The sequence below is a fragment of the Paenibacillus sp. FSL F4-0236 genome, from assembly GCF_038000135.1.
Taxonomy (GTDB): Bacteria; Bacillota; Bacilli; order Paenibacillales; family Paenibacillaceae; genus Paenibacillus_AQ.
Window position 1 is genome coordinate 1,048,341 of record NZ_JBBOBK010000001.1, and the last position, 25,458, is coordinate 1,073,798.

Sequence of the window (25,458 nt, forward strand, 5' to 3'; positions counted from 1 at the left end):
AATGCATGTTTTAGTCGAGCCTACGGACAAATGTATGCGAATAATCGAATACAAATGTGCCGCCGGTAAAGTAAACGTGCCAATTGTATGCGAAAAATCGAATACAATATGCCGCCGGTAACGTAAACAAGCCAAATGTATGCGAAAACCGAATACAATGTGCCGCCGGTAAAGTAAACGAGCCAAATGTATGCGAAAAACCGAATACAATGTGCCGCCGGTAACGTAAGCAAGCCAAATGTATGTGAAAAATCGAATACAATGTGCTGCCGGTAGCGTAAACGAGCCAAATGTATGCGAAAAAGCGAATACAATGTGCCGTCGGTAGCGTAAACGAGCCAAATGTATGCGAAAAATCGAATACAATATGCCGCCGGTAACGTAAACAAGCCAAATATATGCGAAAAACCGAATACAGTGTACCGCCGGTAACGTAAACGAGCCAAATGTATGCGAAAAATCGAATACAATATGCCGCCGGTAACGTAAATGTGCCAATTGTATGCGAAAAATCGAATACAATGTGCCGCCGGTAGCGTAAACGAGCCAATTGTATGCGAAAAATCGAATACAATGTGCCGCCGGTAACGTAAACGAGCCAGCGCTGTTATTCGCCCCAGATCACCGGGAAGGGGCTTGTTATTAGGAATAAGTGCAATACGGTCCGTCCCTAATAGATGTGCTCATTTCATCGAAATAAAGCCATTCGGTCCGCAAGCGGAACCACACTACGAAGGTGTATATGGATACGAGTATGGAATTACGGATGTACTCAGCTTGTAACTCTACCTCCAAGGACGACGTCAGGCGTTTTTCTTGTTTAGACTTATAAACCGAGTTTGTTGCGGTATTCCTGCGGTGTTATGCCATAATGCTTCTTGAATAGATGAATGAAATAGCTAGGTTTTTGATAGCCAAGCAAGGTTGAAATTTCATAGATTTTTTCAGGCGACTGCTCTAGCAAGAGAATTGCCTTCTCCATACGAATACGAAGCGTATATTCACTGATTCCTTCACCAGTTTCAAGCTTGTAAATCTTCGAGAGATATGAAGGGTTCAGATATACGCTTGAAGATATAGTCTGTAGTGAAGCTGTACCAGGGTTCTGCGCGATGTAATCCTGTACCTTGCGGATAATGGAGTTTCGGGAATCCTTCTCCACACTGCTAACCGAGCGTCGGTAGCTGGCGATGACCCGTTCACTCCAGTTGCGTAGCTCATCGACTGTTTGCATAGGCTGCCCGCTAGTTACGGTATAGAAATCTTCACCGATCGTGTCAGCCAGCCATTTTTTGGTGCGATGAATAAGAGAAGAAATGGAGGAGGCAATGGCAAAATAAGCTTCAAGGATATGCTCCTGCGAGTCTCGCCATTCTTCTTCCAGCTCTTTCAGGATTGCCGCCAGCTTATCGTTGGCTGCTTCCCATTGGCCCATTTCCAACAGCAAACCTAGAGTCGGCGTTACATAGAGCTCATTTAGCTGCTGCATTTCACCGCGGTTTGGTTCCTTGGCTAGTGAAATGAACAATTCGGTATCCCTTCCGATGAAATGCCTGAAACTCGCCAGTGAGGACTGATACATGGTCCGGATATCTTGCGGAAATTGGCCTCTTTTACTCGTTAGAACGGATACGCCTACCTTTAAGTAGGATTTAGCCGCACGTTGGAGCTGAAAGGCCTGTGTTTCAATCCAGACATCGAGTGCCTCTTCTTCGCTTATCTTTGTTGATTCAATCGTATTTGGAAGGGACTTGTCTGACAGCAAGCAGACGATAAATCCGTGCATATCTGTACAATGCCATAACGCCATACGGGGGCCGAACAGCTCAGCAGCAATGTTAGTCAGTGCATATTCAATGAGTGTCTCATCACTTTGATCGTACTCACCTTCTGTTGTGTCTATCCTCAGCAGCATCATGCTGTAGGAAGTGCCTCTGGCAATGGGAACTTCATACATTTGAAGTTTTTTGGAAAGTGGACCAATGGCCGGGTCCTGCTTGCCGGTAATCAGATCCCTCAGTAGATATTCCCGTAGCTTAGGCAGCTGTTCTCTAAGCGTATAATTAATTTTTTGAATCGAAATGACTTCTTGCCACTCTTGTTCAAGCTCGTCTAGTGCTTTGCGAACGGCGCTCATTAATTCTTCGTCTTCAACTGGTTTAAGGAGATAATCGCTGGATCTCAGCTTCAGCGCCTGTTTGGTATATTCAAAATCGGCAAAACCTGTGAGCAGAATGCATTTTGTATGTTTCCAGTTACGTCTGATTTCGGCAATGAGATCGAGCCCTGACATTCCCGGCATGCAGATATCAGTTACAACGACGTCGATCGAATGTTCATAGAGTAGTTCTAGTGCTTCACGTCCAGAGTAGGCTTTATGAACAATGTCGATGCCTATTTCGTGCCAGGGAAGCATATCAGCTAAATCATCTGCAAGGGCTGTCTGATCATCTATGATTAACAGTTGGTGCATTTCATGTTCCTCCTTGATGTAAGCCAGTTATGAAGCACTATCGTAATCTGACTGATTAGGCCAGTATAGCTGGGTTTCAACTCCGCCTTCCTCCCGCCTGATAATACGCAGCCCGGCTTCTTTCCCGAACTGCAGCTGTATTCGTTGCCTTGTATTCCATAAAGCACAGCCCTTATCTTCGACAGGAGGAAACGCAATCTGCCGCTGCAATGAGATAAGCTTTTCTTCCGTAAGACCAATCCCGTCATCCTGAACTGCGATAATATTATACTCTTCGGTGACATAGGCACTGATATGAATACTTCCGCAGCCTACCGGCTCTATCCCGTGCAATACGGCATTTTCAACTAGTGGCTGAAGGATAAGACGCGGCAGCTTAAGCCCTGCAAAGTCACTGGGGATATCAATCTCGTATTTTAAATCCTGAACTTTGATCGCCTGAATGGCGAGGTAGCTTTGAACCAAATCGATTTCCTCTTTCAGCTCGGCGGTTTGCCGCTCTGAGTAGGTCGTGTAGCGATAATATTTACTTAGATGCATCGTTAGCTGCATAACCGTCTCTTTCTCACCTAGACGTGTCAGACTGCGAATGAGTGTGAAGCAATTGTATAGGAAATGCGGATTAATCTGCGATTGCAGCTGCTTCAGGTTGGCGTCTCTTGAAGCTATCTGCTCCAGGTAAACATTCTGTATAAGCTGTTCAATCTGCGTGGCCATATCATTAAAGCTGACCAGTAGGAAGTGAAATTCATTATTTGGATGCAAGACATTGATCGTTGTGTAATCCCCACGTTTGACTCTGCGCACTCCACGGATAAGTTCACGAATAGGCACTTGAACGGTGTTGTATAAGAAGTACGCTGCGATAGTACTGCCTACAAGCAAGAAGAAAATCGAGCTGTAGAATAAATAGCTGTTTGTTGTAATCGGCCGTACTACATCCTGAATTGGCAAATAATCCACCAGATACTGTCTGAGCTCCGGCATCCAGACGCAACTGACGGCGTATTCGCTTCCAGAGAGTGTAAGCCGTGTGAACGGATGTTTAGCGAGAACCTTCAGATCGATCTTTTCAATTAGCTCTTTCTGTAGCTTCTGATCCGCATCTATGGCTTGTATCACACTATGATCGGATGAAATAAAAAAAGGATCACCTTTGCCTCCTTTTTTGAAACGATCCAGTGCCTTGATCAAATCCGTGGCAGGAAAGCTCATTTCTACAATCAGCTTCGCCTGATCCAAGGAGGAATTAAATGGCTCGGTAATATGACGAACAAAGCGTTGCTGCCCACGATAGAAGGAGGGCACATCGGTCGTTATTTTCCAAGTCCGAGAAAAGTTGCGCCGTAGTTGGTTGTTGTCAAACACATTGGAAACATTGGAGGAAACAAAAGTTCGTGTGTCGGGGGCATAGATGCTAAGTGTTGTGTCCCATATTGAGGAAGCGATTACAAGTTTCAGCTTGTCATCAATTTTGAGCTTTTCATTAGTCTGCTCATACAGTGTCATAATTTCGATGAATTCGAGCGCGCGTACATTGATATCTTCGCTGAGGATAAGTCCGCCTTTTGAGAGCTGCGCGGCGACATTGTCAGTCTGCACGGCAAAGTATGTAAGGTCCTTGTACATCGATTTCTCAATTTCGTCCGAGACCACACGCAGGCTTGTCTGGTTGGAGAACCAATATAGTCCCACGAGCGGAATTAGCAGGATCAGGACCAAAGAGATGATTTTTGTAAATGTATTAAAGCGTGTGTTCATGCTTGCGACTCCTTCGCTTCATGAAAGTAAGGAAACAAAAAATCAGGCATTGTTCCAAAATTCTCGGCGCAGACGACCTTATAAGGCGATTGTATACTTACTATTGCAGGATGATGTTGCAGATGTCAATCCTAAAAAATGATGGTAGAGAGGATTATGGGGATGGAAACAGCAAAAAAGATGAATGTAAAAGGCACACTGGTCTCGCGGCCCTGGCTGAAAGGATTCCTAAAACGAACATGGCCACTGCATGTAATGTTGATACCTGCTGTTGTGCTACAGTTCATCTTCGGTTATTTGCCACTTGGGGGACTTGTGATCGCTTTCAAAGACTTCAAGCCTTATGACGGAATATGGGGATCAAAGTGGGTTGGACTTGAACATTTTCGCTTTATGTTTGAATACCCGGACAGTAAGAAAGTTATTGTTAATACCGTTCTGATCGCCGGTTTGAAAATTATATTGAATGTCATCGTGCCGTTTACATTTGCGCTTCTGTTGAATGAAGTCCGGCGAAATTCGGTCAAAAGAACGGTGCAAACGCTCGTATACTTACCTTATTTCATCTCTTGGGTATTTCTCGGAGGCATCTTGACGGATATGTTATCCGCTGACGGGATGATTAATTCTGTATTACAGAATTGGTTTGGCATTGAGCCTATCCTATTTCTAGCCAGCGGCAACTGGTTCCGTTTTATCGTAGTGGTGACCGATGTGTGGCAACAATTTGGGTATGGTACGATCGTCTATTTGGCAGCGTTAGCGGGTGTGAATCCGTCGCTATATGAAGCAGCTGAGGTAGATGGCGCGAACCGTTGGAGACAAACTTTAAGCGTAACGATTCCGTCGCTGGTACCTATTATCATTGTCGTTGCTACTTTGGCTATTGGTAATATACTTAACGCTGGTTTTGACCAAATCTTTAATATGTATAACCCGCTTGTATACGATAAAGGCGATATCATTGATACGTTTGTGTACCGAACCGGTATCTTAAATGGCCAGTATAGCTTTGCTACTGCTGTTGGCGTGTTTAAATCATTGGTTGGTTTTTTACTCATAGTGGTTGGTTACAGAGTGGCCTATAAATTGGCTGACTATAAAATATTCTAGGAGGTTCAGGGATGTATTACAAAACAAGAGGATACCAGTTGTTCACAATACTTAACTATTGCATTCTTGTCATAGCTGGACTGCTCTGTATCCTGCCGATTATTCATATTTTAGCGATTAGCTTCAGTGCAAGCGCACCGGCTAATGCTCATCTGGTCGGACTTTGGCCAGTCGATTTTAATATCGAATCCTACACCAAAACCTTGAACAATCCCAATTTCTTACGGGCATTTTTTATTTCAGTGGGTCGGACGATTCTTGGCACATTTATGACGATGAGCGTGATTACCCTTGCTGCTTATTCCTTATCGAAGGATTCGTCAGTACTCAAAAGCCGTAACATCTACGCTTGGTATTTTGTCTTCACGATGCTGTTCACAGGCGGGATGATCCCTTTATATATGGTCGTGCGGAATTTACACATGATGGACACGATCTGGGCGCTTGTGTTACCGGGTGCAGTGCAAGTATTTAATATGATTCTGCTCATGAATTTCTTCAAGGCGACGCCAAAAGAGCTGGAGGAGGCTGCGTTGATTGATGGAGCAGGACACTTTACCGTACTGTTCCGTGTGTATCTCCCATTGGCTATGGCTTCTATTGCCACATTGTCGTTGTTCTCAGTTGTCGGTAGCTGGAATGCATGGTTTGATGGTTTACTATATATCAATAATTACCGTAACTATCCGCTTGCCACATTCCTACAGACGGTTATTGTATCGCAGGACTTCAGTAAGCTGACGGCGAATCCTCGTGATCTGCTGAATATCTCTCAGCGGACAGTGAAAGCTGCACAGATTTTCATAGGCATGTTGCCAGTACTGTTGATTTATCCATTCCTACAGCGGTTTTTCGTGAAGGGGATAGTATTAGGAGCGATTAAAGAGTAATAGTAAAAAGATAAAAAAATTAGTATCAGCACCAAATATCGGGTATTTCCAAATTTTTCATCGAGAATTATAGTTTGATATGTAGAGCAGGGGGAAGCGCTCTCAATACGATCTAGGGGGAAAAGAAGAAAATGCAATACAAACGGATAAGCAACATATTACTGGCTTCGGTAATGGCGCTAAGTCTGGCGGCTTGCTCAAGTAATAATAACAACAGTCCGGCAGCTTCAAACGATGCGACAAAGAAAGAAAACAGCACTACTGAAAATGCAGCACAGCCAAAAAGTAATGTTGACGAAACCGGTTGGGATGGCAGTAAATATGTTGAGCCAATTACACTTACAACGGTTAAGGCCATTGGTAATAACTATTACTATAAAACCGGCGAGAGTATGGAGAACAACGTTCTTAACACTTATATGAAAGATAATCTGGGCATTGATGTGAAATATGATTGGGTTGTCACCGACACCAACCAAGCCTATCAGACGAAGATTAGACTTATGTTGTCTTCAGGTGATAAAATGCCGGACGTGATCACTTACCGTGGCGATATGGAAACGGTCAATATGCTGATTGACTCCGGACAGTTCACAGATGTTGGTGGTTTGATCGACAAGTATGCTGGCGATGTATACAAGAAGGGTATGGAGCTGAATCCGGATACATTGTTACCAGTAACACGCGATGGCAAAGTTATGGCACTTCCGGTTCTGGATTACGCTTATAATGACGACATGGTTCTCTGGCTGCGTCAAGATTGGATGGATAAGCTGGGTCTGCAGGCTCCTAAGACACTTGCTGATTTCGAGAACATCATGGACGCTTTTGTAAACAAAGATCCTGATGGCAACGGTAAGAAAGACACTCTTGGTCTCGCAACCGGTTTTAAAAATACTTACTTGAACTGGATCGCTGATATCAGCTGGTTGTTCGGTGATTTCGGCACCATGCCAGAACAATGGAACAAAGGTGCAGATGGTACGCTGAGCTATGGCTCGATCGATCCAGGTGCGAAGCAAGCACTGTCTACACTGAAGACATGGATGGAAAAGGGCTATATCACTAAAGATGCAGGTCTTGTCGATGAAAATGGTGGTTACGAACAATTCACTAAAGGTCAAGCGGGTGCAATTGTAGGCCGCAACTGGCTTCCTGACTGGCCGTTTGGTGATCTGCTGAACAACGTACCTGGTGCAAAATATAAAGCTTATGCTATTCCTGCCGGCCCTGATGGAAAAATTGGTACACAAAGTGGTAACCCGTCTGTTAACGGATGGATGCTGATCAATAAGGATTCGAAGCATCAAGAAGCACTGCTGCGTTATTATAACTTCTTATTCGATAACTGGGCGAATCCACAAAAAGGTGGCATTTTCGAAAATGGTTTTGCTGAAGGTTATGACTATGCCAAGCAAGCAGATGGTACTGTAGTTAAAGACCCGGCGAAATATCCGGATCTATTCCCTGGCTATGGCGACCGGACACATTTAGTTGAACCGATCTACTACTCTCTTACTTTTGACGGTGCCCGTGAGCCGGGATTGTACGCAGAGACGATGAACAAACTGGCAAACGGTGGTACGCCTGAAACTCCGTATGAGATTGCTACAGCTGCGGTTCGTAAACCGGAGAATATTGAAGCCATGAAGATCGTCTTGGAGCAAAAGGATATTCGTATGAAGAATTACTTCCAAGGACCTCTGACTGAAACCATGAAATCCAAAAATGAGCTATTAAAGAAATTGGTACTTCAAACGTACTCCAAGATCATTTACGGTCAATCCCCTATCGAAGAGTTCGATACGATGGTGGCCAACTGGAAGAAATCTGGCGGCGATGAAATTACTAAGGAAGTGAATGACTGGTATATTTCCGCTAGTAAAAAATAAGCACATAGCATCACTTATAGATGAAAAGGAACGCTGCAGATTTGAATGCAGCGTTCCTTTTCATTTATAAAACAGCAAGGGAGGTAGGTCCCTTAATTTATCCTAATCGTTTGAACCGGCCCTGAATCTCTACAGTCTCCACAACATTGACGAAGGAGCTTGGGTCTGCCTCAAGAATAGTTCTCCGTAGATTTGCAAGTTCATACCGAGTCGTTACTGTCATTAGCATGGTATTTCCCTCATGACTGTATCCACCCTCTGCATTGACGACAGTGATGCCATGAGGTAACTCTCTGAGACGGGTTAACATCATCTCCCGTTCTTTGGTAACGATAAAGCAGGTCAGCTTCACATGGCGAATATGGATCATATCGACTACTCTACTCTTTACAAAAATACAGAGCATAGCGTATAAGGCGGAATCCCAGCTTTTAAAGAAGCCTAAACTCAGAATAACTAATCCATCCATTAAGAACATGATATTCCCCATGGGAATATCCCGTTTACGTGAAATAATCGAGCCTAATATATCAAATCCCCCAGAAGAGCCCCCAGTACGGAGAGAAAAACCAACGCCCCCAGCAATAATTACTCCGCCGAAAATACTTGCAAGAATGGGGTCCTTGGTCATTTGCACCTCAGGAATAATGGTAATGAACCAGGTGGTGGCCACGACGGAAAGCAAGCTTAGTAAGATGTACTTTTTCCCCACTGCAATAAATCCCCAGACAATTAAAGGAAGGTTTATTACAAAATAAAGTTTAGAAATGTACTTCGGATCCGATAAATAACCGACGACCGAAGCCACCCCTGCTACCCCACCGCTCAGAAGCTGATGAGGAATTAGAAACAATCGCATCCCGCTTGCAATTAAAAAGGCTGAAAAAATAATGATAGCTACTTCCTTGAGTGGTCTGACTACGGTCCGCATGTTTTGCGGTAACCCGTAACTTCGAACTTGCATGACACAAATCCCCTCTTTTTCTTATGTCTTTATAGTCTGCTCTTTTTGAAAATATAAACCCACTATATTTCCAATTAACAAGGATACCACAGATGGAAGTGTTCGTAAAAAATAATTTTATCGTACTGATTATATTTATTTATATAGGTGTGTACTATGAACTCTTTCACAGTTGGACTTGCAATTCTGTCATTTCTCCTTGTCTAAAGTGAGTAATTATCGCATATCCATGGATAAGAGAAGGACAAACAAGCCCTGAATATCATTCTGTGTGAAATAGTAAAAGTTAGGAGTGGAGTGGATTGGACAAGTATGTAAGCTGGATGGCGACTCTTCGGCTGTTCTCGGGTAGTGCGGAGATTATAGCTGCACTGATTATGCTGCGGTTGAATCAGGTAGACAAGGCGCTTGCAGTCAATTCTGGACTAGCTTTGGTAGGCCCGACGATCTTGATATTGACGACAGCGATCGGACTTACAGGGATGGCTCAGCAGTTGTCCTGGAGCAAACTGGGCTGGGTCGGTTGCGGTGTAGCCTTTCTCTTAATCGGGATTCTAAAAAAATGATAGATGATAGGCATATTGAGCGCGTACAAGCATAAATATGGAATAAAGCAATTAGATAGAGGACAACTTGGGGGTACTTTGTATGGCAGATGATTGGTTGCAATTGTTTCCTGAAAAAGTAAGAGCACTATTAAAGTGCCTTCCCCTTCCGCTACTTGGAATGGTGGAAGAGATTCGGGTCCGTGAAGGTCGTCCGCTGGAGATTAACTATTCAGGTAAATATCACTTTCTTAGAGCAAATGGCAGCGTAACGCAAAGGCCGGAAGAAGCCTATAGGCCGGATCGGGAGGACACTCATAGACTGCTAGATCTGATCAGCAACCATTCACTATATACGATGGAAGAAGAGCTGAGAAAGGGATTTATTACGATTCCTGGCGGCCATCGAATAGGACTTGCTGGTCGGACGGTGCTGAGTGGTGGTGGTGTGGAGCATCTACGCGACATTACAAGCTTCAATGTCCGCATAGCCCGTGAGGTTCCTGGAGTCGCGGATAAAGTGCTACCCTATCTGCTGGACAAGGGGAGGCAGCGAATGATGCACACCTTGATCCTCTCGCCTCCACAGCACGGGAAGACAACACTTCTTCGCGATATCGCGAGACAAATCTCATTAGGAGATTTGGGGAAGCGTGAAGGCGGAAGACCCGGTTTGAAGGTGGGGATTGTCGATGAACGTTCTGAGATTGCAGGAAGCAGACGCGGGATTCCCGCCTTTGATGTTGGTCCGCGCACAGATATTCTCGACGGCTGTCCCAAAGCTGAAGGCATGATGATGATGATTCGTTCCTTGTCACCGGATGTATTGATCGCTGATGAGATTGGTCGTCCTGAAGACGCTGAAGCAGTCACTGAAGCGCTGCATGCTGGAATATCAGTCGTTGCTTCGGCTCACGGTAAAGAAGTAATAGAACTGGCTCGTAGGCCCGGGCTTGGCGGGCTATTGGAACAAAAGATGTTCGAAAGATACGTCATTCTGCATCGCTCAGAAGCAGGGCTCTCCTTTCGTGTTCTGGATGGACAGAAACGCGGATTACTTCTTATCTCACCCGGGGATCGATTAGGTGGTGATTTACATGCTTAAGCTATTCGGTGCCGTTCTGATTGTGCTGGCTGGTACGCTAGCAGGGCTCCAATTTGCAAAACAATATGCAGACAGGCCAAGACATATCAGAGGCTTGATAGCAGCGCTACAGCGGCTGGAAACAGAAATTATGTACGGCTTTACCCCATTGCCTGAAGCTATGCGGCGTATTGGGATTCAGTCTAAGGAACCGCTCAAAACGTTGTTTATTAAAACAGCTGAGGAGATGAGCCCACCCCTTGATCGAAGTGCCCAGGATGCCATTCAGAGGGCTATGGACTCGCATTGGAAGTCTACCGCATTGAAGGGGACAGAAAAAGAGATTCTCCGCCAGCTCAGTTGTACTCTCGGTACAAGCGATAGGTCCAATCAGAGCACTCATATCGCGTTAGCATTGCAGCAATTGAAGCAGGAGGAGTCGGTGGCCAGAGAGGATCAAGGCAAATATGAAAAATTGAGTAAAAGCCTGGGTCTGCTGCTTGGAGCATTGATCGTCATTTTGATCTTTTAGCGAGGTGCCAGGAATGAATATTGAAGTCAATGCGATTTTTCAAATTGCCGGCATTGGCATAATTATCGCCATGATACACACGGTGCTTAAACAGATGGGAAAAGAAGATTTCGCACATTGGGTTACCGTAATCGGGTTCGTCGTTGTGCTATTTATGGTTATTCGAATGCTGGACGGACTGTTGCAGGAAATAAAAACGATCTTTCTTTTTCAATAGGCGTGCTATGGAGATCATTCAAGTTGTTGGAATAGGGCTGATATCGACCATATTGATTCTCGTGCTGAAGGAACAAAAACCGATGTTTGCCTTTCTCCTCGCTACTGCCACAGGGATTCTGATCTTCCTGTTTCTAATCGGCAAGATTGGAATGATACTTTCCACACTGGAGCGGGTGGCAGAGTCATCGGGGATGGAAATGATCTATTTGAAGACCGTGTTCAAAATCATCGGAATTTCATATATCGCTGAATTTGGAGCACAGATTGTGCGTGATGCAGGGCAGGAATCGATTGCTTCCAAAATAGAGCTCGCCGGAAAAGTCCTCATTATGGTACTAGCTGTACCCATTATCAGCATCATTATTGAAACGGTCATGAAGCTGCTACCTGCTTAAAGCAATTGAAGGAAGCTAAGCAACGATTAGGGAGGAGAAGTTATGCAAAAGTGCAGTGTTTTTCGTCCTCCAAAATTAAAAATAATACTGCTGCTGCTCCCATGCTTCTTCATTCTATGGTTTGCAGGTACAGCTCAGGTGGCCATAGCTTCTCCAGCAACTCCAGCACCTGGATCGGGGAACTCCTCCCCAGTAGACCAGTGGGTCAAGGGTCAGGTGAACAATCTGCCAACAGATAAGGTGGAGTCGTACTGGGATCAACTGATGAAGGATTACGGAGGTTTTTTTCCAGACGGGGCAACACCATCACTTATGGACATGCTGCTTCCAGGGGATAAGGGACTCAGCTTACAAGGTGTATTATCTGGGCTTCTTGGATTTATGTGGCATGAGGTGCTGTACAACGGAAGGCTGCTGGTCACGATTGTCATGGTCAGTGTGCTCAGCATGATACTGGAGACGCTACAAACCGCTTTTGAGCGAAAAACGGTCAGCAAGGTGGCTTATACGCTCTGTTATATGGTAGTGCTCGTTATTGCCGTGAACAGCTTCAATATCGCTATAGGTTATGCGAAGGATGCTATCGACCGGATGATTGATTTTATGATGGCCATGATTCCGCTACTGTTCGCGTTACTAGCTTCCATGGGGAACATTGTTACCGTCTCGGTCACACATCCACTAATTGTTTTTATGATTCATACCGTTGGCACACTGATCCACACCATTGTCTTTCCACTATTATTCTTCTCGGCGGTGCTGCATCTCGTAAGTGCATTGTCGGAGAAATACAAGCTGACCCAGTTGGCGAATCTGCTAAGAAATATCGGAGCCGGATTACTAGGAGTACTGCTCACTGTGTTCCTCGGTGTGATTTCAGTCAGGGGAATTACGAGTTCAGTGACAGATGGTGTTACGATCCGGGCCGCTAAATATATTACAGGCAACTTTGTTCCGGTCATCGGAAAAATGTTCGCAGATGCAACAGACACAGTGATCTCAGCTTCACTCCTGGTGAAGAACGCTATTGGGCTATCCGGAGTGATCATCATTTTGTTCCTTTGCGCTTTTCCGGCGATCAAAATTCTGGTGCTTGCGCTGATCTACAATGTAGCTGCTGCTGTAATGCAGCCATTAGGAGAGACGCCGATTGTGGTCTGCCTCCAGACCATCGGAAAAAGCATGGTGTACGTATTCGCTGCTTTGGCAGCTGTATCGTTAATGTTTTTTATGGCCGTCACGATCATGCTAACCGCTGGCAATTTAACCGTCATGATGAGGTGAGCTTGAAGGCTATGCTAACAAAACTTAGCGGGTGCTTACGAAGCTAGTTTTGTACGAAGAAATTCTCTGAAGGCTATGCTAACAAAACTTTTAGGAGGGAAACGATGAGCTGGTTGGGCGATTGGCTACGAGAGATCATACTTGTCGTGCTGCTAGCATCATTCGTTGAATTACTGCTCCCAAGCAAATCCATGGAGCGTTATTCAAGGCTGGTGCTGAGCCTCCTGATCTTGCTTACCATGCTTAGCCCGATCGTTTCTCTCCTTAAAGGTGATGCAATAGCCGAGCTGAGTATAGCCATGGGGCGACAGGAGAAAGAGGGAGGCTTATTCACAGGAGGGGGAAGTGGAGATCCCTCTTTGGAAAAGATTCTGGCAGATGGTCAAAAGCTTGCACAAGGGCGACAGGATCAAAGCTTAAAGCTGGCCGCAGAAGAGGTTGCTGAGCAAATGAGGGAGCAGATCATAAGCGAGACCGGCAAACGCGGGGTTAATGTCACTGTAACGCTCGGCATGGGGAAATCCGGCAGCTCCGGTAATGAAGATATTCCTGTCATCTCTGCAGTGAAGGTCTCAATGTCCCAAGCAACAGCTAATTCCATAGGGGCTTCCGGTAATTCCAGCGCAGCCGCTGCTCCGCCGATTGCAATCGCTCCTGTAGAGCCTGTAGAAGTAAAGATCGGTACGAATCCAGAGAATGGATCAGCTTCTGCAGATGAGCCCAAAGCAGTGAACGGAAATGTAACAGAAAATAACACGCCTTCAACTGAAACGGAGTCCATCGTAAAGCTGTTGGAACAAAAATGGGATTTAGATCCCAAAGTAATCCAAGTAGATGGCGGCGTTGTGAATAACGTCAAGTTATGAGTCTGTAGCTTCTAAACTATCAATGTTAGGAGGGATAGGAGTGGGCAATTGGCTGAAAAAGCTGGAGCAATGGGCTGGGGGTGGGGCTGGCAGTCCGAAGAGAAGTCATACTTTTCGCTGGCTAATCATTCTGGGTCTGCTGGGCGCAGCGATTATGCTGTTTAATTCCTTCGTCAATGTGAAGAAGATTGATAACGAGAATACGGGGCGTGAGCCACCGTTGAATCAGTCCTCCCAAACGGCGCTGGTGCAGAGTGATCCTGGAGCGACTAACTCGTTCGAGAGTATTGAACAGACACTGGAGAACCGGACGAAGGAGATTTTGGAAAAAATCGTTGGTGTCGGTACCGTTGATATCATGGTCACTGTGGAATCCACGGAAGAAATTGTCGTGGTGCGAAATATGAACGACTCCCAGCAGCTTAGTGAGGAGACGGATGCCAGTGGTGGAAAACGTCACACGACACAATATACGAGGGATGGCGAAATCGTAACCTACTCGCAATCGGGTGATGAAACACCTATTGTGACGAAGCGGATTAAGCCTCAGGTACGCGGCGTACTGGTAGTTGCCAAAGGTGCAGAGAACAAAGTCGTTCGTGGACTTATCGAGCAGGCTATCGAAAAAGGCTTGAATGTCCCAATTCAGCGGATTTCAGTAGTACCACGCAAACAAGAGTAGCAGGAGAAAGTCAAGAAGTGAGTGCTTCCGAAGCAGCCACTAGATTAAATTTTAGGAGGAATTAAGAATGAACGGCAAAAGACAAACAATATGGTTGGTTTCTATGCTCAGTTTGATGGTTGTACTCTCGGCATACTATTTATTTACTGAAGATTCAGGTGCATCGGTTCCAAAAGACACAGCAGGAACTATGCAGGTAGACTCCTTGAAAAAAGATACAGCAAACGCAGCATTACCAACGGTTGGCGACAAAGGTATCGTTGTGAACGAAGTGGTCAATCAAGGAGATGTTGTTGCTGATGGAGGCGTTGTAGATAACGCTACAGCCACTGACGATAGTGCAGCTACTGCAACTACTGATGACAGTGCAACTACAGCGGTTAAGGATGATAGCAGTAAAGCTAAAGCTGCAGCAGACAGCGATAACTCTGAGAAAGCTTCGACGGACACTGCTGCAAAAGACTCCAGTAAAACTTCTGACACGGCAGCTAAGGACACAGCAGCTAAGGACACAGCAACTAAGGATACGGCAGCTAAGGATACAGCGGCTACTACAACATCCAAAACCCCTGCTAAGAATGATAAAGAAATCCTGGATGAAGTAGCTTCACAAAGTGTATCGGCGAGCAGCATGTTCACTAACTACCTGTATGAACGTGAGCAAAAGAATCTAAAGAGCCAACAAGACTTACTGGCTTTGATTAACAATATGGAGAAGACGCCTGCTGATAATGCAGTTGCTCAAGAACAGCTCCTTAACCTTGAAGAAAAAGAATCTAAAATTACGGGCATCGAAGAACAGCTTCAACAAAAATATGGGGAAGCCATCGTGAAGGAAGAAGCTGGGGACAGCTATAAAGTAGTCGTACTGAGTGACAAGCTGGATGTAAAACAAGCGGTTAGCATCGTTGATCTCGTAATGAAGGAACTGAGTGTGTCTCAGGATAAAGTTAGTGTTCAATACGTTTCCGAGAAATAATAAGACGTGAAATTATAGGAAAAATGACGAAAGAGCTCGGGTTCTCCCGGGCTCTTTCCATTTCTAGCGTTTATGATATAATACATAAAGTTATCTTGTCCGCTTAAGAAGTGGCTTCGAGAGAAAGCTGAAGGAGTGAACTAATGTATGTTCAAGTTGAGCGAAATTAAGGAATTAATTAAATTGCTGGACCAGACCTCCTCTGTACATGAGTTGGAGATCGAAAGCGAAGGAATGAAGCTTGCAATTCGCAAACCGGATCGCCCTGAAGCTGATGGAACAGCAGTACAGGCGACTCCTTATAATGCCTATCCCTTTACGCCTGCCCCGCAGCCGCAGAGCGTGCAGCAAGTGTCCTATCCAGTAATCAGTGAGGTTCCTCCAGCGCAGCAGCCACAAGCCGTCGCAGAAGGCAAACTACATAAAATTGTATCTCCAATGGTGGGAACATTTTATAGTGCCGCTTCTCCGGAAATGCCATCGTTCGTTAATGTTGGAGACCGTGTTGGTGAGAAAACAACGGTATGCATTATCGAAGCGATGAAGCTGATGAATGAGCTGGAAGCGGAGATTAAAGGTGAAATCGTGTCCGTACTGGCCGAGAATGGTCAGCTTGTAGAATACGGTCAACCACTATTCTTGGTTAAACCGGAATAAATACCGCAGATTACTTATGGAGCGGAAGCTTCGCAAAACTTTGGGAGGAAACGCATGAACATTCAAAAAGTGTTGATTGCCAACCGCGGCGAAATCGCGGTCCGCATTATTAGGGCCTGCCGAGAACTGGGCATTTCCACCGTCGCGGTCTATTCGGAACCTGACCGGGATTCACTGCATGTCCGGTTGGCTGATGAAGCTTACTGCATCGGTCCGATGCCGTCCAAGGACAGCTATCTGAACTTTACAAATATTATGAGTGTAGCCACCTTAACAGAATGTGATGCCATCCATCCTGGTTATGGATTTTTAGCTGAGAATGCAGATTTTGCAGAAATTTGTGAATCTTGCAATATTATCTTCATTGGGCCATCTCCAGATGCAATCAACCGTATGGGTGATAAAGCTGTGGCGAAGGAAACCATGAAGCTGGCTGGAGTTCCGATCATCCCGGGCTCAGATGGCCTTGTAGGTGATGTTGAGGAAGCCGTCATGCTGGGTCGTGATATCGGATACCCGATTATCATTAAGGCTACCGCAGGTGGCGGGGGTAAGGGCATTCGGATTGCTGAGGACGAGGAATCATTGGTGAAGCAGATTACTGCTGCACAACAGGAAGCGCAGAAGGCGTTCGGCAACGCTGGTGTATATTTGGAAAAGTACCTTACAGGTATGAAGCACGTAGAAATTCAAATTATTGCAGATAAGCATGGTAATGTAGTGCATTTAGGTGAACGCGACTGTTCCGTACAGCGTCGTCGCCAAAAGCTGATTGAAGAGGCACCTTGTTCTGTACTTACACCGGATATCCGTGAAGCGATGGGGAATGCAGCAGTTCGTGCAGCACTCGCTGTGAATTATTCGGGAGCGGGAACGCTTGAATTCTTGCTTGGACCGGATGGACAGTTCTACTTCATGGAGATGAATACTCGTATTCAGGTAGAGCATCCGGTAACGGAAATGGTTACGGGTGTGGATTTGATCAAGGAAATGATTTCGGTTGCAGAAGGAAATCCTTTGTCATTTACACAGGAAGATATCGTGATTAATGGCTGGTCTATTGAATGCCGTATCAATGCGGAAGATCCAGAACGTAATTTTATGCCTTCACCAGGTAAAATCGGCTTTTATTTGCCGCCTGGAGGTCTCGGTGTTCGTGTAGACAGTGCGGCGTACCCTGGTTATACGATTTCCCCTTTCTATGATTCTATGATTGCAAAGCTGATTGTATGGGCACCCACACGTCAGGAAGCGATTGCAAAGATGAAGCGCGCCTTGGCTGAATTTGCCGTGGAGGGAATCCATACTACGATCCCTTTCCATCAGAAACTGTTGGAGCATCCTGTATTTCTGGATGGTAATTTTGACATCAAGTTTCTGGAAGAGTATGAAATTTAGGACGACTTCGCTTTGTTTGTCATAAAGTTCGTCAAATGATATAGTATGTTTAATAAGAGACGTGCTTTACGCTTGAATTTATGAGAATCTTTGTTGAAAGGTGTGAAGTCTAAAATGAGTACATTGCCGACAGAATACGAACGGACAGAAATCGGTGAGATCCAGATTGCTCCTGAAGTGATCGAGGTGATCGCAGGTTTAGCGACCGTTGAGGTTAAAGGTGTAGCTGGCATGAGCGGTGGTTTCGCCGGTGGTATTGTTGAGCTTCTCGGACGTAAGAACTTGTCTAAAGGAGTTAAAGTAGAGGTTGGACAACGCGAAGCTGCAGTGGATGTTTCTGTAATCATTGAATATGGTAACCGTCTTCCTGAAGTGGCTGCTGAAATTCAGCGTAATGTTAAGCGTTCCATCGAGACTATGACTGGTCTGACTGTTGTGGAAGTGAATGTGCATATTCATGATGTACAATTCAAGAACAACAACACTGTAGACAAGAACGAGGAAGCTGAAACGGTTCTTCGCGTGAAATAACAGTCGTCGTTCTTCCATAAACCCCCGACAGTAAAGTCGAGGGTTTACTCTAATTTAAGGAGGTTATGAGACTCGTGGCAAAAATTTTGGACAGACTTTTGCTGTTTGTCTACAGCTTAAGTATCGGAATATTATCTGTTATTGCCATCCTCCTTTTGAGCGGTGCTATTCCTAAAACTTTGGAGATTGAGAATGGACCAGCAGCTTATATTACTGCAATTGTAGTAGCAGTTGTCTTGTTCCTTCTGAGCATCCGATTTTTCTACATCTCTTTGCGTCGTGATCGCGCTTCTTTACCTTCTGTTGATCAGCGTACAGAGTATGGGGATATCCAGATTTCAGTGGAGACCATTGAGAATCTGAGTCTGAAGGCTGCCGGTAAAGTGAAGGGAATCAGAGATCTCAAATCGCGTATTCGCGTTTCTCAGGCGGGCCTTGAAATTACAATTCGCGCAGTAGTGGATGGTGAACATTCATTGCCGCTACTAACCACAGAAGTGCAACGTCAGGTGCATGATTTTGTGCAGGAGACAACCGGTATTCCGGTTGCTGATGTGTCTGTATACATTGCTAACCTCACGCAGTCTCCAAGCTTCAAAAGTCGAGTGGAATAGAGGTGAATTTCCCTTATGTCTTGGAAAGAAGTATGGGAAAGTCACGGGGGTAGAATCGCCGGAGTGACTTTCGGCATTGGTCTAGGTTTGATATATTTAATTTGCGGTTTTTGGGATATGTTGTTCTTTGCACTGGTAGTGTTCATCGGATATACGTTCGGCAAAAGAAAGGATAACGCAGAGGCTCCCCTGTTTCAGTGGCAGGAGCTGATTACGCGTCTATCCGGACGCTGGCGTCCCTTCAAGTGAACCGCGATAGTCTTTTTCCCGGAGCAGGAAGCCGTAAGTTTGTGTTGTCCAATGCCCCTGGAAGAAAGACTTTGCGGTTTTTTTAATTGTGAAAGATATCTTTAACGGACATCGGACAATAATCCTCTAAGGATTAGGGATAGAATTCGAAGGATTTGGGCTTAAAATAATTATAGGCGATGTGATTAAAGTCTGAATTATTATCACACTTGAGGTGTGAAGTTATATTTATGGTTGCCCGACGTTATAGAAGTTTGAGTAAAGATGTTAATGCGATATAAGATTTTAGGAGGAACACATGAAAAGACGTATAGCGAGAGAGATTATTGTCCAAAGCCTGTATCAGATGGAAATGAACGATGTAGAGAGCGCGGAAGCTGTGGAAATGCTGCTGGAGGAAGCTTCAGAGGAGAATGAAACAGAGCGTGTAATTACGGACGAAATTCAGCTTAAGCACTATGTGGTGGAGCATGTAAACGGTGTGTGGGAGCACAAGGTTGCAATTGACGATATGCTTGAGCATTACTTGAAAGGCTGGCAAATGAGCCGTCTGTCACGTGTGGATCGTCAAATTTTACGTCTTGCGGCGTATGAAATGGTGTTCGCGAATGATGTTCCGGCTAAGGTTGCTGTAAATGAGGCTATAGATTTGGCCAAGCATTTTGGAACGGATGATTCCGGTAAGTTTGTAAACGGTGTGCTTGGTAAGATGATCCAGGAGATCGATACAATTAAAGCTGACCATTCTTAATTTTTAAAAATATAAGCAAGTATAAGTTATTCACCTATTCTTTATGTTTTATATTTCTCGCATAAACGCTTACCGTCCACATAAGGACGCCGAAGGCGTTTATGCTTGTACAATAGTAAAGTATATAAAAGGGGAGAGACTATCATGACAGCAGCAATCATCAGTGGTAAACAAGTATCTGAGGAAATTCGTATTGGTATTGCCCAGGAGGTTGCTGAACTGGCGAAACGTGGCGTGAAGCCCGGTCTGGCAGTAATTCTAGTAGGTGAAGATCCAGGATCACAAGTTTATGTTCGCAACAAGGAAAAATCTTGTATCAGCCTTGGTTTCCATTCGGAAGTGCATAAACTGGATGAGTCTACTACTCAAGAAGAATTGCTGGCTCTCGTAGCGCAGCTTAATGGACGCGATGATATTGATGGGATTCTAGTTCAACTTCCATTGCCTAAGCATATTGAGGAAAAAGCTGTTATTGATGCGATCTCCGTGGAGAAAGACGTTGACGGCTTCCACCCTGTAAATGTAGGTAACCTAGTGATTGGTGCTGACAGTCTGCTTCCTTGTACACCTGCAGGTGTAATTGAACTAATCAAACGTACAGGAACAGGAATGGCTGGTAAACATGCTGTGGTCATTGGCCGCAGTAATATTGTAGGTAAGCCAGTGTCTTTGTTATTGCAACGTGAGAATGCTACTGTGACGATGTGCCATTCCCGTACAGCTAATATGCAAGAAATTAGCCGTCAAGCAGATATTCTAGTTGTTGCGATCGGACGCGCGAATTTCATTGACGCTTCGTACGTGAAACCGGGTGCTGTTGTCATTGATGTGGGTATGAACCGTTTGGATAACGGTAAGCTTGCGGGTGACGTTGATTATGATAGTGCAAAAGAAGTTGCCGGATACATCACACCTGTTCCGGGTGGGGTTGGACCGATGACGATTACAATGCTGATGAGCAACACGCTGATTGCGGCTAAACGCCGTCACGGCTTGGAATAGGGGTAGGAATTCATGGCGGCAGAGCGGCAGGTCTATTCGATAAAAGAACTCAACCGTTACATCCGCATGAAGCTAGACTCGGATAATTTACTTTCGGATGTATTGATTCGCGGAGAGATTTCCAACTTTACGCATCATGGTAGCGGTCATATGTATTTCACGCTAAAGGATGAGAGCAGTCGGATCAAGGCGATTATGTTTGCTTCTCATAACCAGCGCCTACCCTTTATTCCGAAGGAAGGTGCTCGGGTAATTGCTAGAGGTAATGTGACCGTATATGAACGGGACGGGCAGTACCAGTTCTATGCCACACACATGCAGCCTGATGGAATTGGTAGTCTATATTTAGCCTATGAGCAGCTGAAGAGCAAGCTTGAGCAAGAGGGGCTGTTTGCAGAAGCGCGTAAACGCCCTTTGCCTCGCTTTCCAAAGTGCATTGGCGTCATTACTTCGCCAACGGGAGCAGCTGTGCGGGATATCGTGATTACACTCCAGCGGCGGTTTCCGCAGGTGGCTATTGTGATCTATCCCGTACTGGTGCAAGGCAAAGGCGCCGCGCCATCGATCGTGAAGGCGATTGGAGCGCTGAACCGCATGGGTGAGGCCGACGTGCTTATCGTCGGCCGCGGCGGCGGTTCGCTCGAGGAGCTGTGGGCGTTTAACGAAGAGGAAGTCGCGCGAGCGATATCGGCATCAAGGATTCCGGTCATCTCGGCCGTTGGCCACGAGACCGATTTCACGATTGCCGATTTCGCCGCCGACCTCCGCGCGGCTACGCCCACAGCGGCCGCGGAGCTGGCCGTGCCACACGCCGGCGAGCTAGCTGCGCAGCTTCGCCAGCAACAGCAGCGGCTCCGCCAAGCGCTGCAAAGACGCGCCCAGCGCGGACGCGAGCGTCACGCGGGGCTGGAACGCTCGCTGGCGCTGGCAGGCCCGCGCCGCTCGCTGATGCAGCACACGCAGCGGCTGGATCAGCTGCGTGAGCGGCTCCAGCGCTCAGCGGATGCACGGCTTAGCCGTTCCCGCGAGCGCAAAGCTGTGCTGCATCATAGTCTGCAGCGGTTCCATCCGCACGGCAGTGTTGCCGTTGCGCGTCAGCGCACCGAAAGCATGCGCCGTGAGCTGATGGGTGCTATGCAGGCCCGCCTGCAGGAGAAGCGAGCTAGCTATGTAGCGGAGATTCGTCATCTGGATGCACTGAGCCCTCTTAAAGTTATGTCGAGAGGCTACAGCTTAGTCTATGACGAAGCAGAAGAACATTTAATCAAATCGCTGACCGAAGTACAGCTTGGCGATCTTGTAGTGATAAAGATGAATGACGGACAGCTGAACTGCCAGGTATGGGGAATGAAGGAGGATGGCAAAGACGATGACGAAGGAAGCGGAACTTGATTTTGAAGGCGCCATAGACCGGCTGGAGGAAATCGTACGTGAGCTTGAACACGGCGACGTTCCCCTGGAGAAGGCCATCGATTTATTTCAGCAAGGTATGAAGTTATCTCAGCTTTGCGGCAGCAAGCTTGAGCAGGTTGAGCGTAAGATCGAAATGATTACCCTAGAGGACGGAGAACTGCGAAAGAAGCCGTTTGGTGCACGTCTGGAAGGGGACGCCGATGACTCGCTTTGAGCATGAGCTTGAGAGAAACTCTGAAGGAGAAACACTGCATCAGCCACTGGAGGATTACATCGCGTCCTTAAGCGATCTAGTCTCACATGAACTAGAGGTTATTCTCCCCACGCAATGGATGGTTCCAGAGAATTTGCAGCAAGCCATGAAGTACTCACTTATGGCTGGGGGTAAACGCCTCCGGCCACTGCTGGTGATTATCGCATGTGAAGCACTGGGAGGAAGTCGAGAGGCTGCCCTGCCTGTCGCTGCTGCTATAGAGATGGTACATACCTACTCGTTAATTCATGATGATTTGCCTGCCATGGATAATGATGATTATCGGCGCGGGAAGCTGACGAATCATAAAGTCTTTGGGGAAGCGACCGCTATTCTTGCGGGTGATGCCCTTCTGACCCATGCTTTCTACAGTGTGGTACAAGCCTCGCGTAAATTTGGCGTCCCTGCGGAAAGTGTACTATCCATCGTGGAGGATTTGGCGGAAATGGCAGGTCCTCGTGGTATGGTTGGCGGTCAGATTGCAGATATGGAAGGCGAGCAGGGTCTAACCGATCTTGCACAGCTAAAGTACATTCATCTGCATAAGACAGGAGATTTGATTATCTTTTCGCTACTAGCTGGCGGTCGTATTGCAGGTGCTAACGAGCAGCAGCTTGAGGCTTTGCATAAATTTGGAACAGCCATTGGACTCGCTTTTCAAATCCAGGATGACATTCTAGATTTGGTTGGAGACGAAGGTAAACTTGGCAAAAAAACAGGCAGTGATGTTAAGCAGCATAAAGTAACTTATCCTTATTTTATTGGCCTCGAAGCATCGCGAGAAGAAGTGAAGCAGCTTACAGAAACAGCCCGTAATGCTGTTCTGAACGGTGGCTTTCATGACAGCCAGCGCCTGCTGGAAATTGCAGATTACTTAATGGCACGTGATCACTAATTATGAACTTTCGAAACGGCTGTATTTCGACAGCCGTTTCGTTTGTGTTATAATGGGTTTTATATAATTTACAACATCTAGGAAAGCGGGGAACTATACGTGCTGCTTCCACAAATAAATGATCCTAAGCAACTAAAATCATTGTCAGTCGATGAATTAACTACCTTAGCGGAGGAAATTCGTCGATTTCTGATTGAGAAGCTTACAGCAACTGGGGGGCACCTCGGATCCAATCTAGGAGTCGTGGAGCTCACTTTGGCTTTGCATTATTGTTATAACAGCCCTCGTGACAAAATGATTTACGACGTTGGGCACCAGGCTTATGTTCACAAGATCCTGACTGGTCGTCAAGACCGCTTCGATACCCTGCGTAAATATCAGGGCTTGTGCGGCTTCGTTAAGCGCTCCGAAAGTGAGCATGATGTATGGGAAGCTGGACATAGCAGTACCTCATTATCGGCAGCAATGGGGATGGCGATGGCTCGCGATCTCAAGGGTGAAGACAATAAGGTTATTGCCGTGATTGGTGACGGTGCTCTTACTGGTGGAATGGCGTTTGAAGCACTTAACCATATTGGCCATGAGAAGCGTAAGCTGATGGTTATTTTGAACGATAATGAAATGTCAATTGCTCCTAATGTAGGGGCGATGCATAATTATCTAAGTAAAATACGTTCAGATCGCCACTATTTGCGTGCCAAAGATGAAGTAGAGGGGCTGCTTAAGAAGATTCCGGCCATCGGAGGACGATTAGCAAAGACTGCTGAACAGTTAAAAAATAGTCTCAAATATATGATGGTACCTGGAGTATTGTTTGAAGAGCTCGGCTTTACGTATCTCGGTCCTGTAGACGGACATGATCTGGAGAAGATGATTGACACCTTCCACCAAGCAGATAACGTGGCTGGACCTGTGTTGGTACATGTACTAACAACTAAAGGTAAGGGCTACAAACCGGCTGAGACCGATTTCTATAAATCACATGCCATTTCACCATACAAAATTGAGTCGGGTCAGGCGCTTAAAGCTGTGGGTCCTCCAATGTACACGGAAGTATTTGGCGAGACGCTGATCGAACTGGGTCGGGAAGATTCCCGTCTGATTGCTGTTACACCTGCGATGCCAGGAGGCTCGGGTTTATTTCCTTTTGCTAAGGAATTTCCCGATCGTATGATTGATGTCGGGATTGCCGAGCAACATGCGGCTACGCTTTGTGCAGCTTTGGCTATGGAAGGGATGAAGCCGGTATATGCGGTTTATTCTACCTTCATGCAGCGTGCCTATGATCAGATCGTCCATGATATTTGCCGACATAACGCGAATGTTATGTTCGCCATTGACCGCGCGGGGTTTGTAGGTGCGGATGGTGAGACTCATCAGGGTGTGTACGATGTTGCTTTTATGCGCCATATTCCGAATATGGTGATGATGATGCCAAAAGACGAAAATGAGCTGCGTCATATGATGAAGACGGCGCTTGAATATAATGACGGTCCGATTGCTTATCGCTATCCGCGTATTAATGGTACAGGTGTAGCAATGGATCCTGAGCTGCGTACTATTCCAATCGGATCATGGGAACGACTGCGTACAGGCGAAGGTTATGCTGTTGTAGCCTGCGGACCTATGGTTCAAGTGGCTGAAGAAGCCGCTGATTTACTCAAGCGGGAAGGGATTCAGGTAGGCGTCGTAAATGCGCGGTTCCTGAAGCCACTCGACAACTCCATGCTGCTTGATTTGGCTCACGCTGGAACCAACATGGTTGTTATTGAAGAGGCTTGCCAAGCGGGAAGCCTCGGCAGCTCGGTATTAGAATTCTACGCAGAGAATGAAATTTATGACGCTCGTGTACATCTGATGGGTGTACCTGACATCTTTGTGGAGCACGGCTCTATTAAAGAACAGCGCCAGGAAACAGGTCTTACTGTAGAAGCGCTATGTGCACGTATCAAGTCCATGATGGCTTTGAGTGCTTATAACTACAAAACAACTTCGTCTTCCTAAATGGAAGCCGGA

Annotated in this window: 26 protein-coding genes; 23 read left to right on the top strand and 3 right to left on the bottom strand. The window is 46.0% G+C overall.

The window, feature by feature from the left end:
• Positions 1 to 826: 826 nt before the first annotated feature.
• On the bottom strand, positions 827 to 2,473 hold the full coding sequence (locus NSQ29_RS04695) for a response regulator transcription factor (protein ID WP_341124473.1): 1,647 nt from the start codon (positions 2,471 to 2,473) through the stop codon (positions 827 to 829).
• 27 nt (positions 2,474 to 2,500) lie between these two features.
• Positions 2,501 to 4,234 (bottom strand): sensor histidine kinase, encoded by a 1,734-nt coding sequence (locus NSQ29_RS04700; protein WP_341124474.1) that lies wholly within the window; start codon positions 4,232 to 4,234, stop codon positions 2,501 to 2,503.
• A 180-nt stretch (positions 4,235 to 4,414) separates the two neighbouring features.
• On the opposite strand from NSQ29_RS04700, the gene NSQ29_RS04705 reads away from it, so the two are divergent.
• The 3 genes from NSQ29_RS04705 (at position 4,415) to NSQ29_RS04715 (ending at position 8,129) form a co-directional block, all read left to right on the top strand.
• A complete protein-coding gene (locus tag NSQ29_RS04705) occupies positions 4,415 to 5,347 on the top strand; it encodes an ABC transporter permease (RefSeq protein WP_339271741.1) in 933 nt (310 codons plus the stop codon).
• 11 nt (positions 5,348 to 5,358) lie between these two features.
• Positions 5,359 to 6,237, top strand: a complete 879-nt coding sequence (locus tag NSQ29_RS04710) for a carbohydrate ABC transporter permease (protein WP_283908428.1) — start codon at positions 5,359 to 5,361, stop codon at positions 6,235 to 6,237.
• Positions 6,238 to 6,368: 131 nt separating this feature from the next.
• On the top strand, positions 6,369 to 8,129 hold the full coding sequence (locus NSQ29_RS04715; RefSeq protein ID WP_341124475.1) for an extracellular solute-binding protein: 1,761 nt from the start codon (positions 6,369 to 6,371) through the stop codon (positions 8,127 to 8,129).
• A 97-nt stretch (positions 8,130 to 8,226) separates the two neighbouring features.
• Here the strand turns inward: NSQ29_RS04715 and NSQ29_RS04720 are convergent, their stop codons facing one another.
• On the bottom strand, positions 8,227 to 9,093 hold the full coding sequence (locus NSQ29_RS04720; RefSeq protein WP_341124476.1) for a YitT family protein: 867 nt from the start codon (positions 9,091 to 9,093) through the stop codon (positions 8,227 to 8,229).
• A gap of 302 nt (positions 9,094 to 9,395) precedes the next feature.
• Between NSQ29_RS04720 and NSQ29_RS04725 the strand changes: the two genes are divergently transcribed.
• The 20 genes from NSQ29_RS04725 to dxs all read left to right on the top strand — a co-directional run bounded on the left by NSQ29_RS04725 (position 9,396) and on the right by dxs (position 25,446).
• Entirely contained in the window at positions 9,396 to 9,659 is a 264-nt protein-coding gene (locus NSQ29_RS04725; RefSeq protein WP_371915730.1) for a YqhV family protein, read from the top strand.
• Between the two features lie 82 nt (positions 9,660 to 9,741).
• Positions 9,742 to 10,743 (top strand): stage III sporulation protein AA, encoded by a 1,002-nt coding sequence (gene spoIIIAA, locus NSQ29_RS04730; protein WP_076284476.1) that lies wholly within the window; start codon positions 9,742 to 9,744, stop codon positions 10,741 to 10,743.
• A complete protein-coding gene (gene spoIIIAB / locus NSQ29_RS04735; RefSeq protein WP_076284477.1) occupies positions 10,736 to 11,254 on the top strand; it encodes a stage III sporulation protein SpoIIIAB in 519 nt (172 codons plus the stop codon). The genes spoIIIAA and spoIIIAB overlap by 8 nt, the downstream gene beginning before the upstream one ends.
• 13 nt (positions 11,255 to 11,267) lie before the next feature.
• A complete protein-coding gene (gene spoIIIAC / locus NSQ29_RS04740) occupies positions 11,268 to 11,471 on the top strand; it encodes a stage III sporulation protein AC (RefSeq protein ID WP_036682849.1) in 204 nt (67 codons plus the stop codon).
• A 7-nt stretch (positions 11,472 to 11,478) separates the two neighbouring features.
• Complete coding sequence (gene spoIIIAD, locus NSQ29_RS04745) at positions 11,479 to 11,868, top strand: stage III sporulation protein AD (RefSeq protein WP_042129828.1); 390 nt, start codon at positions 11,479 to 11,481, stop codon at positions 11,866 to 11,868.
• Positions 11,869 to 11,910: 42 nt separating this feature from the next.
• Entirely contained in the window at positions 11,911 to 13,152 is a 1,242-nt protein-coding gene (spoIIIAE, locus tag NSQ29_RS04750; protein ID WP_042190464.1) for a stage III sporulation protein AE, read from the top strand.
• Positions 13,153 to 13,256: 104 nt separating this feature from the next.
• Positions 13,257 to 14,018, top strand: a complete 762-nt coding sequence (spoIIIAF, locus tag NSQ29_RS04755; protein WP_341124477.1) for a stage III sporulation protein AF — start codon at positions 13,257 to 13,259, stop codon at positions 14,016 to 14,018.
• Positions 14,019 to 14,058: 40 nt separating this feature from the next.
• Positions 14,059 to 14,700, top strand: a complete 642-nt coding sequence (gene spoIIIAG / locus NSQ29_RS04760) for a stage III sporulation protein AG (RefSeq protein ID WP_042190462.1) — start codon at positions 14,059 to 14,061, stop codon at positions 14,698 to 14,700.
• Positions 14,701 to 14,767: 67 nt separating this feature from the next.
• Positions 14,768 to 15,679, top strand: a complete 912-nt coding sequence (locus NSQ29_RS04765) for a SpoIIIAH-like family protein (protein ID WP_341124478.1) — start codon at positions 14,768 to 14,770, stop codon at positions 15,677 to 15,679.
• A gap of 147 nt (positions 15,680 to 15,826) precedes the next feature.
• Positions 15,827 to 16,336, top strand: coding sequence for an acetyl-CoA carboxylase biotin carboxyl carrier protein (accB, locus tag NSQ29_RS04770; protein ID WP_042190457.1), 510 nt, complete (start codon positions 15,827 to 15,829; stop codon positions 16,334 to 16,336).
• A gap of 54 nt (positions 16,337 to 16,390) precedes the next feature.
• The gene (accC, locus tag NSQ29_RS04775) at positions 16,391 to 17,734 is read left to right on the top strand and encodes an acetyl-CoA carboxylase biotin carboxylase subunit (protein ID WP_042190455.1); all 1,344 of its coding nucleotides are present in this window, start codon (positions 16,391 to 16,393) and stop codon (positions 17,732 to 17,734) included.
• 114 nt (positions 17,735 to 17,848) lie between these two features.
• Positions 17,849 to 18,265 (top strand): Asp23/Gls24 family envelope stress response protein, encoded by a 417-nt coding sequence (locus NSQ29_RS04780; RefSeq protein ID WP_042132343.1) that lies wholly within the window; start codon positions 17,849 to 17,851, stop codon positions 18,263 to 18,265.
• A 74-nt stretch (positions 18,266 to 18,339) separates the two neighbouring features.
• Complete coding sequence (amaP, locus tag NSQ29_RS04785; protein ID WP_042129814.1) at positions 18,340 to 18,879, top strand: alkaline shock response membrane anchor protein AmaP; 540 nt, start codon at positions 18,340 to 18,342, stop codon at positions 18,877 to 18,879.
• Between the two features lie 15 nt (positions 18,880 to 18,894).
• Positions 18,895 to 19,128 (top strand): DUF2273 domain-containing protein, encoded by a 234-nt coding sequence (locus NSQ29_RS04790; protein ID WP_042190453.1) that lies wholly within the window; start codon positions 18,895 to 18,897, stop codon positions 19,126 to 19,128.
• A 298-nt stretch (positions 19,129 to 19,426) separates the two neighbouring features.
• A complete protein-coding gene (gene nusB / locus NSQ29_RS04795; RefSeq protein WP_042190451.1) occupies positions 19,427 to 19,879 on the top strand; it encodes a transcription antitermination factor NusB in 453 nt (150 codons plus the stop codon).
• A gap of 144 nt (positions 19,880 to 20,023) precedes the next feature.
• Positions 20,024 to 20,881, top strand: a complete 858-nt coding sequence (gene folD, locus NSQ29_RS04800; protein WP_042129810.1) for a bifunctional methylenetetrahydrofolate dehydrogenase/methenyltetrahydrofolate cyclohydrolase FolD — start codon at positions 20,024 to 20,026, stop codon at positions 20,879 to 20,881.
• Positions 20,882 to 20,893: 12 nt separating this feature from the next.
• Positions 20,894 to 22,273 (top strand): exodeoxyribonuclease VII large subunit, encoded by a 1,380-nt coding sequence (gene xseA / locus NSQ29_RS04805; RefSeq protein ID WP_341124479.1) that lies wholly within the window; start codon positions 20,894 to 20,896, stop codon positions 22,271 to 22,273.
• Entirely contained in the window at positions 22,251 to 22,508 is a 258-nt protein-coding gene (gene xseB / locus NSQ29_RS04810) for an exodeoxyribonuclease VII small subunit (protein WP_341126733.1), read from the top strand. Before xseA ends, xseB begins: the two co-directional genes overlap by 23 nt.
• Positions 22,495 to 23,442, top strand: a complete 948-nt coding sequence (locus NSQ29_RS04815; RefSeq protein ID WP_341124480.1) for a polyprenyl synthetase family protein — start codon at positions 22,495 to 22,497, stop codon at positions 23,440 to 23,442. Before xseB ends, NSQ29_RS04815 begins: the two co-directional genes overlap by 14 nt.
• A 99-nt stretch (positions 23,443 to 23,541) precedes the next feature.
• Positions 23,542 to 25,446, top strand: coding sequence for a 1-deoxy-D-xylulose-5-phosphate synthase (gene dxs / locus NSQ29_RS04820; RefSeq protein ID WP_076284485.1), 1,905 nt, complete (start codon positions 23,542 to 23,544; stop codon positions 25,444 to 25,446).
• The last annotated feature ends 12 nt before the right edge of the window (positions 25,447 to 25,458 follow it).